16 protein-coding genes are annotated in these 15,894 nt (G+C 63.4%); 4 read left to right on the forward strand and 12 right to left on the reverse strand.

The annotated features are described in order from the left end of the window. Positions 1–236: 236 nt before the first annotated feature. From N1058_RS02395 to N1058_RS02410, 4 genes are all read right to left on the reverse strand, one after another. Positions 237–1,769, reverse strand: coding sequence for a UxaA family hydrolase (locus N1058_RS02395; protein ID WP_265515867.1), 1,533 nt, complete (start codon positions 1,767–1,769; stop codon positions 237–239). A gap of 41 nt (positions 1,770–1,810) precedes the next feature. Continuing rightward, positions 1,811–3,091 (reverse strand): TRAP transporter large permease, encoded by a 1,281-nt coding sequence (locus tag N1058_RS02400; RefSeq protein ID WP_265515868.1) that lies wholly within the window; start codon positions 3,089–3,091, stop codon positions 1,811–1,813. Between the two features lie 8 nt (positions 3,092–3,099). Continuing rightward, entirely contained in the window at positions 3,100–3,651 is a 552-nt protein-coding gene (locus tag N1058_RS02405; protein WP_265515869.1) for a TRAP transporter small permease, read from the reverse strand. 75 nt (positions 3,652–3,726) lie between these two features. Further along, complete coding sequence (locus N1058_RS02410) at positions 3,727–4,683, reverse strand: sialic acid TRAP transporter substrate-binding protein SiaP (protein ID WP_265515921.1); 957 nt, start codon at positions 4,681–4,683, stop codon at positions 3,727–3,729. 195 nt (positions 4,684–4,878) lie between these two features. Here N1058_RS02410 and N1058_RS02415 point away from each other — a divergent pair, with 195 nt between their 5' ends. Further along, positions 4,879–5,616: a GntR family transcriptional regulator gene (locus N1058_RS02415; RefSeq protein WP_265515870.1), complete on the forward strand. Its 738-nt coding sequence runs from the start codon at positions 4,879–4,881 to the stop codon at positions 5,614–5,616. 21 nt (positions 5,617–5,637) lie between these two features. Here the strand turns inward: N1058_RS02415 and N1058_RS02420 are convergent, their stop codons facing one another. Beyond that, positions 5,638–6,090, reverse strand: a complete 453-nt coding sequence (locus N1058_RS02420; RefSeq protein ID WP_265515871.1) for an SAM-dependent methyltransferase — start codon at positions 6,088–6,090, stop codon at positions 5,638–5,640. A gap of 371 nt (positions 6,091–6,461) precedes the next feature. Here N1058_RS02420 and N1058_RS02425 point away from each other — a divergent pair, with 371 nt between their 5' ends. After that, entirely contained in the window at positions 6,462–7,523 is a 1,062-nt protein-coding gene (locus N1058_RS02425; RefSeq protein WP_420847924.1) for a fatty acid desaturase, read from the forward strand. Positions 7,524–7,542: 19 nt separating this feature from the next. Here the strand turns inward: N1058_RS02425 and N1058_RS02430 are convergent, their stop codons facing one another. From N1058_RS02430 to N1058_RS02445, 4 genes are all read right to left on the reverse strand, one after another. Next, positions 7,543–7,890, reverse strand: coding sequence for a TraR/DksA family transcriptional regulator (locus tag N1058_RS02430; protein WP_265515872.1), 348 nt, complete (start codon positions 7,888–7,890; stop codon positions 7,543–7,545). A 129-nt stretch (positions 7,891–8,019) separates the two neighbouring features. Continuing rightward, a complete protein-coding gene (locus tag N1058_RS02435; RefSeq protein ID WP_265515873.1) occupies positions 8,020–8,613 on the reverse strand; it encodes a 2'-5' RNA ligase family protein in 594 nt (197 codons plus the stop codon). A gap of 86 nt (positions 8,614–8,699) precedes the next feature. After that, positions 8,700–9,734: an aldo/keto reductase gene (locus N1058_RS02440; protein WP_265515874.1), complete on the reverse strand. Its 1,035-nt coding sequence runs from the start codon at positions 9,732–9,734 to the stop codon at positions 8,700–8,702. 31 nt (positions 9,735–9,765) lie between these two features. Further along, complete coding sequence (locus N1058_RS02445) at positions 9,766–10,944, reverse strand: MFS transporter (RefSeq protein ID WP_265515875.1); 1,179 nt, start codon at positions 10,942–10,944, stop codon at positions 9,766–9,768. A gap of 100 nt (positions 10,945–11,044) precedes the next feature. Here N1058_RS02445 and N1058_RS02450 point away from each other — a divergent pair, with 100 nt between their 5' ends. Together N1058_RS02450 and N1058_RS02455 are read left to right on the forward strand one after the other, a co-directional pair. After that, on the forward strand, positions 11,045–11,950 hold the full coding sequence (locus N1058_RS02450; RefSeq protein WP_265515876.1) for a LysR family transcriptional regulator: 906 nt from the start codon (positions 11,045–11,047) through the stop codon (positions 11,948–11,950). 110 nt (positions 11,951–12,060) lie between these two features. Then, positions 12,061–12,204, forward strand: coding sequence for a TOBE domain-containing protein (locus tag N1058_RS02455; RefSeq protein WP_420847931.1), 144 nt, complete (start codon positions 12,061–12,063; stop codon positions 12,202–12,204). Here the strand turns inward: N1058_RS02455 and N1058_RS02460 are convergent. The 3 genes from N1058_RS02460 to N1058_RS02470 all read right to left on the reverse strand — a co-directional run bounded on the left by N1058_RS02460 (position 12,201) and on the right by N1058_RS02470 (position 15,832). Further along, positions 12,201–12,965 (reverse strand): TIGR01458 family HAD-type hydrolase, encoded by a 765-nt coding sequence (locus tag N1058_RS02460; protein WP_338040606.1) that lies wholly within the window; start codon positions 12,963–12,965, stop codon positions 12,201–12,203. The two genes, N1058_RS02455 and N1058_RS02460, sit on opposite strands and share 4 nt — an antisense overlap. 270 nt (positions 12,966–13,235) lie before the next feature. Beyond that, positions 13,236–14,582: a four-carbon acid sugar kinase family protein gene (locus N1058_RS02465; protein WP_265515878.1), complete on the reverse strand. Its 1,347-nt coding sequence runs from the start codon at positions 14,580–14,582 to the stop codon at positions 13,236–13,238. Continuing rightward, positions 14,579–15,832: a ribulose-bisphosphate carboxylase large subunit family protein gene (locus N1058_RS02470; RefSeq protein WP_265515879.1), complete on the reverse strand. Its 1,254-nt coding sequence runs from the start codon at positions 15,830–15,832 to the stop codon at positions 14,579–14,581. Before N1058_RS02470 ends, N1058_RS02465 begins: the two co-directional genes overlap by 4 nt. Positions 15,833–15,894 lie beyond the last annotated feature (62 nt).

Consider the following 15,894-nt stretch of genomic DNA (forward strand, 5'->3'; position numbering starts at 1 on the left):
CGGCGAAGCCGCGCAGAGCCGGGACCTATTGAGAGGCGCGGCCGGTCTCCGCAGAAAAGACTGCCGGTGCTGACATGCGCCGGGATGAGGACCGGGCCGCGCTCTACGATGACCTTCCAATGGGTCCCGGCTCTCCCTGCGGTCGGCCGGGATGACGAACTGGGGTACTCGGGCGCCTGAAGCGCATCCACAACCTTCCTCCGAATTGATGACGGAGTTGGGTACTACGGGACACCCTACATCGTTGCGCCGACCTGCCAGGGTACGAACTCGTTGTCGCCGTAGCCGAGTTCTTCGGATTTGGAGCGTTTGCCGGAGGCTACCGCAAGCACTTCCTCGAAGATCTGGCGGCCTTTCTCCTCCAAGGTGACGCCGTCGAGGATGTCGCCGCAATTGATGTCCATGTCCTCTTCCATCCGCTCGAACATGGCGGTGTTGGTGGCCAGCTTGATGGAGGGGGAAGGCTTGCAGCCATAGGCGGAGCCGCGGCCCGTGGTGAAGCACACGACGTTGGAGCCGCCGGCCACCTGCCCGGTCACCGATACGGGGTCGTAGCCGGGCGTATCCATGAAGACGAAACCCTTTTCGCGGATGAGCTCGGCATATTCATAGACCGCGTTGAGCGGCGTCGAGCCGCCCTTGGCGGCCGCGCCCAGCGACTTTTCGAGGATGGTCGTCAGCCCGCCAGCCTTGTTGCCCGGCGAGGGATTGTTGTTCATCTCGCCCATGTTGCGGGCGGTATATTCCTCCCACCAGTGAATGCGCTCGATGAGCTTTTCACCGACGGCACGGTTGATGGCGCGAGCCGTCAGCAGGTGCTCGGCACCGTATATTTCCGGCGTTTCGGCCAGCACTGCGGTGCCGCCGTTGCGGACGAGAATATCCGCGGCAATGCCCAGCGCAGGATTGGCGGTGATGCCGGAATAGCCATCCGAGCCACCGCATTGGAGAGCCAGCGTGATCTCGGAGGCCGGTACGGTCTCGCGCTTGTGGGCGCCGACGGCGCGCAGCATCTCGCGGATGCGCTCCAGCCCTGCCTCGATAGTGCGCCTCGTGCCGCCGGTGTCCTGGATGGTCATGGTGCGGAAGGTTTCGCTTTCCCCCAGGCCGTAAAGCTCCTTCAGCCGGGCGATCTGGAAGACCTCGCAGCCGAGGCCGACCATCAGCACGCCGCCGAGATTGGGATGGGCGGCATAGCCCCATTGGGTGCGCTTGAGCATGTCGAAGCCTTCGCCCGAGCCGGCGATGCCGCAGCCCGTGCCGTGGGTGAAGGAGACGACGCCATCGATCTCCGGCCAGTCGTCGAGCATGCCGGATCTGTTGGCCGCCTCGGCGATGAAGCGCGCCACGGAGGCCGAGCAGTTCACGCTTGTCAGGATGCCGATATAGTTGCGGGTGCCCACCCGGCCATTGGCCCGGCGGTAGCCTTCGAAGGTCGCCTGCTCCTCGATGGGTAGCACGTTGACCGGCCGGGCTTCCTGCGAAAAGCGGTAGTCGCGCTCGAAGTCACCCATGGCCAGATTGTGCTCATGGACCCATTCGCCTGGCGCGATCGCCGTCTTGGCAAAGCCGATGATCTGGCCGAACTTACGCACGGGCGCGCCCTCGGCAATCGCCTCCAACGCCACCTTGTGGCCGAAGGGGATGCGGGCTTTGGCGGTGGTTCCGCCAGGAAGGACCGCACCTTCGTCGGCCTTGCGGGCGGCCACGGCGATATTGTCGGTTTCGGCAAGCCGCAGGAAAGGCGACTGCCCGTTTTCTTGGTTCATTCAAGACCTCCGGCGGCCGCTCGCCGCCTTGTTCAGTTCGATCAGCGGTAGATAAGTGTTGGCAGCCACATGGTGAGCGCCGGCACGAATGTCACGGCCATGAGCACCAGGAAAAGCGGCACCAGGAAAGGCAACGTCGCCTGCATGCAGCGTTCGAAGGGAACCTTCGACACGCGCGAGAGCACGTAGAGCACCATGCCCACGGGCGGCGTCAGCAGCCCCAGCATCAGGTTGAGAACCAGGATCACGCCGAAATGCACCGGATCGACGCCCATCTGCACCGCGATCGGCAACAGCACGGGGACCAGGATGGTGATCGCTGCGACTGTCTCCATGAAGCAGCCGACGATGAGCAGGATCAAATTGATCAGCAGCAGGACGATGATCGGGTTTTCGGAGATGGTGAGGATCAGCGACGCGAATTGTTCCGGCACCCGGTTCGAGGTGAGGATCCAGGCGAAGATCGAAGCGGCCGCGACGATGAACAGCACCACGGCGGTCGTCTCGATCGTGTCGAAGGAAACGCGCAGGAACCGTTTCAAGGGAAGCGTGCGGTAGACGAAGAGGCCGAGGAACAGCGCCCAGGCACAGGCGGCAATCGCTGCCTCGGTGGGCGTGAAGGCGCCCGAAAGGATGCCGCCGACAATGATGACCGGGGTCATCAGCGACAGGAAAGCCTGCTTAAACGTGCTCCACAGGTTGGAGATGCGGAAGGCCTGATCGCGCGGATAGCCGCGCACGCGGGCATACCAGGCCACCATCACCATCAGCGCCAGCGCCATCAGCAGCCCGGGGATCAGACCGGCGGCGAAAAGCTGGCCGATGGAGGCACCGGCGACCACGCCATAGATGACCATGGGAAGGGACGGCGGGATGATGGGGCCGATGGTGGAGGAAGCTGCGGTTATGCCGACCGAGAAGCCGGGGTCGTAGTTTGCATCGCGCATGGCCTTGATCTCGATGGCGCCGAGACCGCCGGCGTCGGCGACGGCCGCGCCCGACATACCGGCGAAGATGACCGAGGCACCGATATTCACATGGCCGAGCCCTCCGCGCATCCACCCGACCAGCGCCTTAGCGAAGTTGAAGATGCGCTCGGTGATGCCGGCGGTGTTCATCAGGTTGCCGGCCAGGATGAAGAAGGGGACGGCCAGCAGCGGAAAGGAATCCACGCCATTGATCATTCGGTGGATGACGACGACGTCGGGGATGCGCCCATCCAGGAAGATGAAGACGGCCGACGATCCGGCGAGCGCGATGCCGACGGGAACGCCGAGGCAGATCATCGCGAAGAGTAGAACGAAAAGCAGCGTGAGCAGCATTGAGCAGCCTAGATGTTCTTGCCTGTTACGGCGAAGGTTTCCGGATCGATGAGGCGGCTGCTGCCCGTCCGCAGGTGCCTTATCAGCACAAGCACGGCATAGGCGGTCATCGCGAAAAAGCAGGCGGCGACGATCCAGTAGACGACCGATTTCGGCACGTCGATGGACACCATCATCTGCTGTGTCTTCTGAGCCATTTGCGTGCACAGCCAGGCGGTGACCGCGTAAAACAGGAGCGCGATCAGATCGACGGCGATCTGAAGGGCGAAGCGGCCGCGGCGCGGCAGGTAGCGATAGAAGAGCTCCACCGCGATGTGGCTTTCCTTGCGCACCGCCATGATGGCGCCGATGAACGTGACCCCGATCAGCAGGAAGCGCGCGATCTCCTCCGTCCAGCCCAGCGAATTGTTGAGCACGTAGCGGGTGAAGAACTGCAGGAAGACGACAAAGGCCAGGGCCCAGAAGACGCCCAATACCAGATAGTCGTCGATCTGGACGTCGGACAGGTCTTCTTCCTCGGGCGTTATCGCAAGGTCGCTATTGTCGGTTTGCTGTGACATGAACTCGTCCCGTACAGGCGTCGCGCCGCAGCCTGAAGGCCGCGGCGCGCGCGTTCCGTCTTGTCGGCGTCAGGCCTACTCGATCGACTGAAGCCGGTCGTAGGTTTCCTGGTCCCAGGTCGCGTCCTCGCCGTTGTGAAGCTTCATCGTCGCCTCACGGAAAGGTGTGCGGTCCGGTTCATTGACCGTCACGCCCTCGTCACGGAACCACTGGACCAGCTCTTTTTCCTTGTCGATGATCTGCTGTGTGGCGCAGGCGGCCGTTTCGTCCAGCACCTTGTCGAGCGTCTCGCGGTCCGCCTCGTCCATCGCGCCCCAGGCCGGCCCGCCGACGATGGTCAACAGCGCATCCGTGATGTGGCCGGTCAGCGTGATGTAGTCCTGAACCTCGTAGAACTTCTTGGCCTGGATGGTGGGCAGTGGGTTCTCCTGCGCATCCACCGTGCCCTGCTGCAGAGCCAGATAGACCTCGGCGAAGGCGATGGGCGTCGGATTGGCGCCCACAGCCTCGGGAAACATCATGTAGAGCGGCGCGTTCGGCACGCGGATCTTCAGGCCGGCCATATCGCCCGGTTGCTGGATCTCCTTGTTGGAGGTCACATGACGCTCGCCATAATAGGTCAGCGAGGTGATGTGATTGCCGGTGGCCTCTTCATAACCTTCCGACAGTTCGGCGAAGAGGTCGGAATTGCGGTATCTGTCCCAGTGCTCGTAGTCACGGAACATGTACGGCGCACCGCCGATGGCGATTGGGCCGTAGGCACGGCCGGCAAAGAGCTGGCCGGTGTAGATGATGTCGACGGTGCCCAGGCCGAGCCCTTCGTTGATGTCGACTTCCTTGCCCAGCGACGAGGCCGGGAAGACCTCGATCGAATAGCGGTCCTCGGTGGCCGCTTTCAGCTTGTCCGAGGCCTCTACGGCGCAAGTGTGATAGGGCTCGCTGGATTCATAGACGTGGGCCCACTTCAGCACCGTCTGGGCGGATGCGGGCATGGCTAGCATGGACACGCCTGCCAGAGCGGCGGCGGCCATCGAATAGGTCACGGTTTTTCTCAACTTGAACTCCTCCCGTTTAAAAAACACTCGAAACACGCCTCAGCGGACCGCCCGTTCTCCTCCGCGCTGGCCCAGGCGGATATGCCCTGCTTGTGCAAGCGAGCCGTTGCCCATAGGCGGTTGCTGCAAACCGTGATATTCAAGCCATCGAAACTGTACTAACATGCTAGCATGACATCAAGCGCCAATATTGCGAACAAGAGCAGCCATAACGCCAACAAGGGCCCGGGCGAGCGCATCGGCGCCACGGACAGGGTAGCGGATGCGTTGCGCCAGGCAATCGTCACGCTCGAAGTTGCACCGGGAACGCCGCTCGACAAGGCCGAGCTGACGACGCGGTTCGGCGTCTCCCGCTTTCCGATCTCCGAGGCGCTCAACCGGCTGAAGAGCGAGGGCCTTGTCGACATTCGCCCGCAAAGCGGCTCGCGGGTTTCGCTAATCCGGCTCGCCGACGTGATGGAGAACCTGTTCATTCGCCGTGCGCTCGAGGCCGATGTGGCGGAAGCACTCGCCCGCGCGCCCGACGCGCGGATGATGGAGGATTTGCGGCGCAACATGCGCTATCAGAAGGCGGCGATGGAGGCCAACGACCGCGAGGGCTTCCATGCTCTCGACACCGCCTTCCACGACCGTATGGTGGGTGCGCTCGACTATCCGAAGCTCAGGGTCACGGTCGAAAGCGTGCGCCTGGGTCTCGACCGTGTGCGCCGCCTTTTGGGCTCGCCGCGCAGGCACGTGGTCACCTATGCGGAGCATCTGGCGATCATCGATGCATTGGAGCGCGCGGACCCGCCTGCCGCGCGTGCGGCGATGGCGGCGCATATCGATGCCGTCGTCGCGGAACTCAAGACCTTTTCGAGGGAACATCCGGAAGTCTTCGCCGATCAGGTGGCCAAGGCGGAGCCCTGAAAGGCGCCATACAAGCGGCCTTCATTCCCCTTGCAAAGCGATCTCACACAGCGGATCGCCGCCGCCGATGTAGAGACGACCGTTCGGCGCCAGCGCGGCAGCGATCCGCTGCCTTGCGCGCCGGCCGATCTCGGGTTGGCGTCCATCGAGCGCGCCGACCCTTATGGCCACGGCGATGTCATAGGGCGCTTCGCCGGCCAGCAGTTCGAAATCCTCGATGGCGACCTGGCGCAGGCTCAGCCTGCCCGCTTCGATCTCATCGCCGGAAGCGGCCCTTGCCTGGGCGATGGCCTTGGCGGACCGGTCTATGGCCAGGATATGGCCCTCCCCCAAGCGCCTGGCGATCTCCCGCGCCATCGCCCCTGGGCCGCATCCAATCTCAAGCACACGCAAGCCCGACCGGAGCGGCAGGGCTTCGACGATTGCGGCAAGTCGCGCCGACAACGCCTTGGTCAAGAGTACGCCTTCCCTCATTACAGCATCCGCAAGCGGACGCGAGAGCAAAGCACAACCATGCGCGACCCCTGACGCTTGGACAAGCAATTGCGGCAGATAAAGACGCATCTATTCGTTGCACGCCTTGTTTTAGCCAGCAACGGCCACCATCTGTGGATGATCGATCTTGCTTGCTGAACTTTGTACCGCGCCGCAGGCGCTCCGCGATTTTCCCGCACAAAATCGAGTTAAATCGCCACCGCATCCACATTCATCCGGCCCTCCGGCCCGGTTTTGCCTGTGCGGTGAGCGAAACTGATGCGCAGAACTCCGTTTTCCATGCTAAGCGTGCCACGGAGCAGAAATCATGGGCTACGCATGAAACGTCCTGCCCCGTTTAGATACACGTTTTGCCTGGGCATGTGTCCAGGCCCGGAGGTCTTGTGAAGTCAAAAGCCGCTGGCGAAACCGCCATGGATACCGATGCCCGCGCCTGGATGGCTGCCCTTGCTCCCTATCGCAAACCGAATACGCTCCGCAGCACTGTCGAGATCGTCATAACTGCGATTCCGTTCGCGGGACTGTGGACGATGGCCGCCTTGGCCGCCGTCCATGGCTGGTGGTGGGGACTGCTTTTGACCATTCCCGCAGCCGGGTTTTTGATCCGCCTGTTCATATTGCAGCACGATTGCGGGCACGGCTCGCTGTTCGGACGGCGCGGCGCCAACGACTGGACCGGACGCACCATCGGCGTACTGACGCTGACCCCTTACGATTATTGGCGCCGCAGCCATGCCGTCCATCACGCGACGGCGGGCAATCTCGACCAGCGCGGCATTGGCGACATTGAAACGCTTACGGTCGGCGAGTACCGCGCCCTGCCGTGGTGGGGCCGTGCGCGATACTGGCTCTACCGCCATCCGGTGGTGATGTTCGGCCTCGGTCCCGCCTGGCTGTTCATCTGCCAGTACAGGCTGCCCGTCGGGTTCATGCGCGCCGGGGCCCTGCCCTGGGTTTCGACAATCGCAACCAATCTCGGCATCGCGCTTCCGGTGGCAGGCCTGATCTGGCTGATGGGGGTCGGGCCGTTTCTCATGGTGCAGCTGCCGATCACCCTGATGGCGGCGACCGGCGGCGTCTGGCTTTTCTATGTCCAGCACCAGTTCGAGGAAACGCACTGGTCCGAAGGCGAGGAGTGGAATTTTCAGCGTGCCGCGCTTCACGGTAGTTCGCACTACGACCTTCCGGCGGTGCTGCACTGGTTCACCGGCAATATCGGTATCCATCACGTGCATCACCTGTCGAGCAAGGTGCCGTTCTATCGTCTGCCGCAAGTCCTGCGCGATCATCCCAAGCTGCGCAACATCGGCCGCATCACCCTCCTGGAGAGCCTGAGCTGCGTGAAGCTGGTGCTGTGGGACGAGAATGCCAAGCGCCTGGTGTCGTTCCGCGAAGCGCGGGCGGGCGCTTAGATCGGCCGGAGGCACGGCGTCATTTGGCGCACCGCACACATGCGGTGACGCCGGGGTCGACGTTCAGGCGCCCGAGGGCGATTTCTTCGCCGCATTCGCTGCAATAGCCGAATTCGCCCTCATCCATCCGCTTCAATGCCTGCAGGAGCAATTGGCGCCGCCCCGCCCGCCGCCGCTGGACAGCCTGCGACATCGCCTGCATCTGCATCGCATCGGTGCGGGAGACGCGGCCGACGCTTTGCTGGTCGAGTTCGACCGGCGCGCTCCACGCGGCATTCTCCTCGCTCAGCCTGTCGATTTCGGCCAGTTCTTCCTCGATCCGAGACCGAAATCGCCGCAGCAATTCCGAATAAGCCTTGTCATTCATGAAAAACAGAAGACCCCGGCATGGGCGAAATTTCAAGGCCGGTGTTGCGCCTTTACTCAAATGGTCGCGGCCATTGCATCGCCCTTTGTCTCGCCCAAATACATCGCTTTCGAGCTCGGAAACGACGGCTCAATTGCCCAATGGCCAGCGGTCGACGATCTCGTATTGTGTGAGCCACAGCCTGCTATGGACGAGCACGAATTCCTTCACTCGAAAGTGGAGCGGCTCGATCGTCCGCTCGGGGATCGAGCTTCGGCCGTAGGACAACGTCATATGCGGAACGAAATGCTCCGCAGCCCGTAGCCCGTTTCTCTCCATCGCAGTGCCGAGGGTCCCGTGGAGTTGCAGCAGAGCATCGCTCTCGCCGAGCAAGACCAGAGGCCGTCCGCGCGGCCTGCCACCGGTCGATGGAGCGCCCTCGAAGCTCTTGATGGAACCCAAAATCAACTCGAACGGGGACATCGACACGGCTTTGCCGGCCTGCTTCGCCGCATAGACGAATTTGGTTCGCAGACGCTTGAAGTCTCCGACGTGATGGATCGAGACATGCAGACGTTCGGTCGCGAGCCGCTTCGCCTCCAGACGGTTTTCACGAACGAATCGTTGCCCGAACTGCGCGATATGAATAGCTGTCCCGACATCCGGGAGCAGCGCAAAGAACAGCCGCTCCGGCCGTCTGGGCCTGACGGGCAAGTCGCGGTAAAACTCGAATACGCCTTGCATATGCGTACTCCCTTTCCGCACTCTGATGTTCACTCGATATTAGAACAAAAAGAGAACATAATGCAAGAGGAAGCGAGGTCGGCCGATCATTCAATCGGCGGATTGAGACGCGCGAAGGCCTCCTGCCGGCGATAGGGGAAGTAGGGATAGGGTGCGGTCACGCTGCTGGCTTCTTTGAGCCGGGCGATCTGGTCGGCCGTCAGAGCCCAGCCGACAGCGCCAAGGTTCTGCCGAAGCTGTTCCTCGTTGCGCGCGCCGATGATGACCGAGGACACGGTCGGGCGCTGAAGCAGCCAGTTGAGCGCGATCTGTGGCACGGTCCTTCCGGTCTCCTCGGCAACGGCATCGAGCGCGTCGACCACGCGATAGAGATGCTCATCGTCCACCGGCGGCCCGAAGCTCGCGGTCTCGTGCAGGCGGCTGCCTTCGGGAATAGGTGTTCCGCGCCTGATCTTGCCGGTGAGCCGACCCCAACCGAGCGGGCTCCAGACCAGGGCGCCAAGTCCCTGGTCGAGCCCGAGCGGCATCAGGTCCCATTCGTAGTCGCGACCGACGAGCGAGTAGTAGACCTGGTTGGCGACATAGCGCGGCCAGCCGTGCTTGTCGGCGGCGGCGAGCGATTTCATCACCTGCCAGCCGGAAAAATTGGAGACGCCGACATAGCGGATCTGGCCCGCCCGCACGAGCATGTCGAGCGTCGACAACACCTCCTCGACCGGGGTGCCGGCATCGAAGGCATGAAGTTGCAGAAGGTCGATGTAATCGGTGCCAAGCCGGCGCAGCGCATCCTCGACCGCGCGGATCAACCGTGAGCGCGACGAGCCCGCATCGTTCGGACCGTCGCCCATCGGGAGGCCGGTCTTGGTCGAGATCAGCACTTCCGCGCGCCTGCCCTTTATGGCCTCGCCCAGCACCTGTTCCGACGCACCGTCGGAATAGACGTCGGCCGTGTCGAACAGGTTGACGCCGGCATCCAGGCAGATGCCGACGAGCCGGCGTGCCTCCCGCGTATCAGAACTGCCCCAGTTGCCGAACAGCGGGCCGGAGCCTCCGAAAGTGCCTGCGCCGAAGCTCAAGGCGGGCACCTTGAGGCCGGAAGCACCGAGATTGCGATAGTCCATGACGATAATCCTTTCGATTGAAGGTGGCGCCTCAGACGGCAGTGGAGGATTGGGGCGTAAGGCCAATGCGCCCTGCCCGCATCGCGAGGAATGCGATGACGATGGCGACCAGCGGGAAGAGCGCTGCGATCAGCGGTACGAATTCGAGGCCTGGCCCATGTTCGATGATCATGCCGCCAGCCCAGGCGCCGATTGCGTTGCCAAGATTGAAAGCGGCGATGTTGAAGCTCGATGCGAGGCTCTGGCCGGCACCCTCCGCCTTCGAGAGCACCCACATTTGCAATGGCGCGACCGTGGCGAAGCCTGCCACGCCCAGCAAGCCGACGAAGAGCACGGCTGCGATGGGCTCGTGAAACGCGATGGCCATCAGACCAAGCACCACGCCGAGCGCGGCGAGTGTGGCGAGTACGGAACGATGAAGATTGCGGTCGGCGAGCCTGCCGCCGAGGAGGTTTCCAGCGACAAGCCCGCCGCCGAAGACCAGCAAGATTGGAGAGACCACGCTGTCGGGAAAGCCGCTGATCTGCGTGAGCAAGGGCGCAACATAGGTGAATACCGCGAACACGCCGGCATAGCCGAGCACAGTGGTCGCCAGACCGAGCAGAACCGGGCGGCGCGCGATGGCCTTGATGTCGGAACGCCAATCCGACTCCTCGGGTGCGCCCCGGTCCCCCGGCACAAGAGCCGCAATGACAGAAAGAGCGATCAAGCCAATCAGCGTCACCGCCCAGAAGGTAACACGCCAGCCGTATTGTTGTCCGAGCCATGTGCCGAACGGAACGCCGAGGACGGTGGCGAGCGTCACTCCGGTGAACATGATCGCTATGGCCGAAGCGCGCTTTTCCCTGGCGACAAGGCCGGTGGCCACGACCGCACCGACACCGAAGAAGGTGCCGTGCGCCAGGGCGGTGAGCACCCGCGCGGCCATCAGCAGCCCATAACTCGGCGCGAGCGCACAGGCGGTATTGCCGAGGGTGAAGATGAACATCAGCCCGACCAGCACCCTCTTGCGAGGCCAGCGCCCCGTAAGCGCGGTAAGCACCGGCGCGCCGACCATGACACCCAGCGCATAGCCGGAGATCAGCAGGCCGGCAGCGGCGACGGTCACGTTCAGGTCACTGCCAACCTCCAGAAGCAGACCCATGATGACAAACTCGGTGACGCCGATGCCGAAGGCGCCGACGGTCAAGGCATAGAGAGCCAAAGGCATGATTAGTCCTGTTCCTTCGCGATCGTGGTTCGGAACATAGACCCGATGTTTTTGATGAAATAGGATGCCTTCTGGAACATGATATGTGAGTTGAATTCATATGGCACGGATGGAGGTCAATCGGTCGGGCGAGATGGAAGTGTTCGCCCAGGTGGTCGAGCAAGGCGGCTTCTCGCCTGCCGCACGGCATTGCCGGATGACGCCCTCGGCCGTCAGTAAGCTGATCGCCCGGCTCGAGGCGCGCCTCGGTGTGCGGCTGCTCAACCGCTCGACACGCCGGCTTCAACTCACGGCGGAGGGATGCGCCTTCTACGAGCGCTCGACGCGCATCCTGGCCGATCTGGAAGATGCGGAACGCAGCGCCGGCACAGGCGAAAAGCCGGCAGGCCGCATCCGCCTCAATACCAGCGCGTCATATGCCACCCATGTGCTTGCGCCGGTGTTGCCGGAGTTTCTGGCGCTTCATCCGGACGTAACGCTCGACATCGTGCAGACGGACGCGGTGATTGACCTTCTGGCCGAACGCACGGATGTCGCGGTGCGGGCGGGGCCGCTCAAAAGCTCGACCCTTGTCGCGCGCAAGCTCGGCGAGACGCCCATAACGATCGTCGCCGCGCCGGCCTATCTCGAAAGGTTCGGAAAGCCGAAGACGATCGCCGATCTGGAGGCGCACAACCGGCTCGGCTTCGGCTATGTGCGGACGGTCGACGGGTGGCCATTGAAGGAAGGCGGCGAGACGGTCGTGGTGCCGACGGTCGGGCGCGTGCAGACGAGCGACGGCGAGGCGCTACGCCATCTGGCGCTGACCGGTGTCGGGCTCGCCCGCCTCGCGGCCTTCACGGTGCGGGCCGACATTTCCGCCGGGCGGCTCATACCAGTCCTCGAACATCTCGATCCCGGAGACAAGGAGGCCTTCTACGCCGTCCATGTCGGCCAAGGCGGACCGCTGCCGTCGCGCGTCAGGGCGTTGCTCGATTTTCTCGCGGAGCGGGGCACGGTCCATTGAACCGTGGCGCGCGAAGCAATTGACTGCGGAGACCTGAGACTGACCGCGATGCACCGTCCGCGCTGGCGGCTACTGTCGAATTTTCGGAGTATCACGGCGGCACGCGCTATATCCATTGCCGGCTAAGGGACGGCCAGATGCTCGTTGCCGAGCAGCGGGAGGGGCTGGATCTGGTGCCGGACGAGGCGGTGCGGTTCAGCTGGGAGCCAACAAAAGCCCTCGTCTTCTCGCAATCCGGTTCGAGGGCAGGCTAGCTATGAGCTTTCCGTTTCAGAATCCACGTCACTGCCGCGGTGAGATCGTCGACCAGGGCGGTCGGCTTTGGCTCGAAGCGCTGCTCATCGCCGGAGCGGTACTTTCCGGTCCGGACAAGTAGCGCGCAGCTTAATCCCGCGCGCAGGGCCCCCGCGACATCGCCTTCGGCATCGTCGCCGACCATGACGGCCGTCTCGGGCTCGCAGCCCATGCTCGCGAGCGCCGAACGAAAAAAATCCTCCGAAGGTTTCCCAAGCACGATGGCGCTGCGCTGGCAGGCAAATTCCAAGGCGGCCACGAAGGGGCCCGCATCGAGGCTGGGCTTGCCGTCGGCATCCTTGAATATCCGGTTGTTGGCGAGTGCCAGGAACTCGGCGCCCTCGCTCAGTTTCCGGAAGGCGGCATTCAGTTTGGAATAGTCCAGCGCCTCGCCGACGTCGCCGATCACCACCGCCGGCTTGCCGCCAGCGGGCAGGCCGGAGAAATCCGGCTCGAGCCCTGGATGGACCAGAAGATGGGGCGAGCAGTCATGCTTTTGCAGCCACTCCCGTGCGGCTATCGCCGGCGTGAGAAGCTCGTTCTCCGCAACCGAGATTTCAAAACCGTCGAGACGACCGAGAACCGCCTTTTTCGTCGAGCGCGTGGTGTTGCTTACGAAGCGCAGCGGCAGGCCGGCCTTACGTAGGCGCGCGATGGCCTCCGCCGCACCGGAAATCGGCTTTTGGCCATCGTAGACGACGCCAGCAAGATCAAGAAGCACACCGCCGATCATGCCCAGAGCATGACCGGGAGGCGGCCATACGTCAATTTTCCTCGACGTCGAAATCTGCGACCGGTGTGGGCCCCTTTCCATCTGGGGATAGCCAGCTGCTCGCGCGCCTTCGGCTGCTGAATGAGTCGCCCGTCCTTTTGCCGCCTCGGACTTCTCCTCCTCACGCGTGACCAGGCTCTCGCCGAAGGGACCTGCGCGCGGGAGCCATTGGCTGACAGACATGAGGCAGGCTGGCGATGAGCCTGAATTATCGATCGCCTATGACGGAATGCCCACTCGGCCGTCGCGCAGCTTTACGAAGTAATCGTCACGGCCAATCTGCCCGCCCTTCAGGGCCAGTTCCAGTACGCCTCCTTGAGAACGGTGCGCGTCACATACCGGCGAGCCGGGGCTTTCGGGAATGGGATGGCGCAACGTAAGCGCAAAGACATCGAGTGCGCTCAATGCATGGCTCGACGTGTCCCCACCGGCGATGACGGCGCGAGGCAGGTCGTGGCGTTCGATCAAAGCGTTCAGCAGGTGCCCGAGCGCGCGGCCGGCGGCATCACCCGATTCCGCAACGTGCCCCCTTACGCTTTGCGCGCCGCGTGCCGTGTAAAGGATCGGACTTCTTCCCGCATCGAGTGCGGCGGAGGCTTGCGCCAACGCTTCCACACAAGCCGCCTCCAACCCTTGACCCGAAACGAGCGCCTGAAAATCAACCGGGATTCCGTCGAAACCGTTGGCGCAGGCGACGTCGATCTGGCGTGCGGTGGTCGGCGAGCAACTGCCGGAGACAACGGCGATGCGCTCCAGCTTCTGCAGAGGCTTTGGTGCGTCTGCCGGGCGGGCAACGCCCGCGTCCTTCCACACCTCCAGCAGTGCGTATTCGACCCCTGAAGAGCCGATAACGAAGGGGCCCAACCGATCAAGCTCCTTGTCGAGGAGCAGCCCTGCCTGTCGTTGTGAGAAGGCGTCGTACACATCGATGAGAATGCAGCGAACGGCTTGCCGGTCGAAATCTGCGAGGGCCTCGGAAAGAGACGGTTCGTTGAGGATCTCCGGATCGAGGCAGGCTGTGGCGAACCCGGTCTGGTGCCCCAGATGCACGAGCAGGTCCGCTTCCTGCATCGGCGTTGCGGGATGGGCGCTCATCACCGGATGCCGGTCGATGCGGTAGACCCGGTCGCGATAGGCGGCGAAAAGCTGGCTGAAATAGGTAAAGCGGCGCAGTTGCGGCGCGCCGACCACCAGCGCCGCCGTCTTCTGGTCGAAGCACCGCAGGCCGATCTCCAGGGCACGGCCGATGGAGCCCTGGCGGGGGGAACTGTCGAAGGTGGAGCAGACCTTATAGTGACAATGGTGCGCATTCAGCCCTTTGAGCCAGCTGAAGATGGCAGGGAGATTGCCATCCATCCAGTCCGGCGTCTGGCTGCGGCTGACGCCGGCAATGCCAACCGCGCGGCAATCGGCAAATCTGGCGGCCCGCGCGTCGTCGGGAATACCGGTGAACAGCACGGTGGGAACGCCGCCCGACGAGAGGGCCTCCATGACATCGGTGGAGCCGGTAAAATCATCCCCGTAGTAGGACAGCAGAAGCCCGTCGCTCATCGAATCGCCCGTCATGTGCGCTTGTCCTTGAACATGGCAAGCGCTTGCCGCAACTCCGCGTGTTCGGCGGCATAATCGTCCAGCGCGATGCCCTTCATCGCCGCCTCCGCCGCCTGGCGCAGGCTGGCGACGCCGCCGGCTACCCCGCCGGGATGACCCATGATGCCGCCGCCGGCGCAATAGAGGAAATCGCCGTTTCCGAGCGCCTTATATGTGAGTTGCATCTGCACAGCCGTCTGGCCGGACGAGAATACGGGCACCGCATCATAGGCACTGTCGGCGAACATGGCTTCACCCACTGAACGCGCTGCGTCGATCACCGATGCATCGCTTTCGGTGAACTTGTTGGCGATGCCGTTCACATGCAGATGGTCCGCGCCCGCCAGCCGCCAGAATTTCTGCCAGGCGCGGAAGCCTATGCCGATATCGGGCGAGCGCGAGAAAATGCCCCAGCCGTTGCGGTGGCAATGCAGCGGCAATTCCGCATGGGCCCGGATGGCCGAAAGGCCGGCGAGCCCAATGGAAAAAAGGCTGACCATCACGCAGGTCCCGCCGGCATCGCGCACCAGGTCGGCATTGCGCTTCATCTCCTCGATTTCGCCGGTAATGTTGAAGGCATACATGACCTTTTTGCCGGTACGCTCGGTGTGGTCGTTCAGCACGCGCATTACATGCTCGACGCGCTCGTTGAAGGGGCAATGCGGGCCGTTGCCCTGCAACTCGTCATCCTTGATGAAATCGATGCCGCCTTCGGCCAGTTCGCGCACCAGTGCCGCCGTGTCCTGCGGCGACAGGCCGACGCTGGGCTTGACGATGGTGCCGATCAGCGGGCGCTTTTCCACCCCCGCAAGCCGCCGTGTGCCGGCAACGCCGAAGGCAGGGCCGGGATAGGCCCTTGCGAAGTCTTCCGGAAAGTCCACGTCGAGCAGCCGCAGAGCGGAGACCTCGGCCAGCTCGAACAGATTGCCGGCGACCGTGGCCAACGCGTTGGTGAGCGATGCTCCCATGTTCTCGACGGGCCACGACAGCAGGATTTCGCCGCGGGTATAGGAACCGCCCGAGGTCCGGCACGGCAGGGAAGGTCGTTCTGAAACCGAGTGCTCGGCGATCTCCTCGACCCTGGCGCCGGAGCGCTCACGCAGCGCGTCGGTTTCCCCGGGGAGTCTGAGGAAGGTGCCGGAAGACTGCTCGCCGGCGATCACCGCAGCGGCGCGCTCAAGGCCGACCGGGCTTTCCAACTCGTAGCGCGCATACAGCCTACCCATAGCTCTCTCCTCTTGATGCGGTGCGCCCATTTCTTATCAACTCATCATACCAGTTGACAATA

The sequence above is a fragment of the Nitratireductor luteus genome (genome assembly GCF_026162365.1).
Classification (GTDB): domain Bacteria; phylum Pseudomonadota; class Alphaproteobacteria; order Rhizobiales; family Rhizobiaceae; genus Chelativorans; species Chelativorans luteus.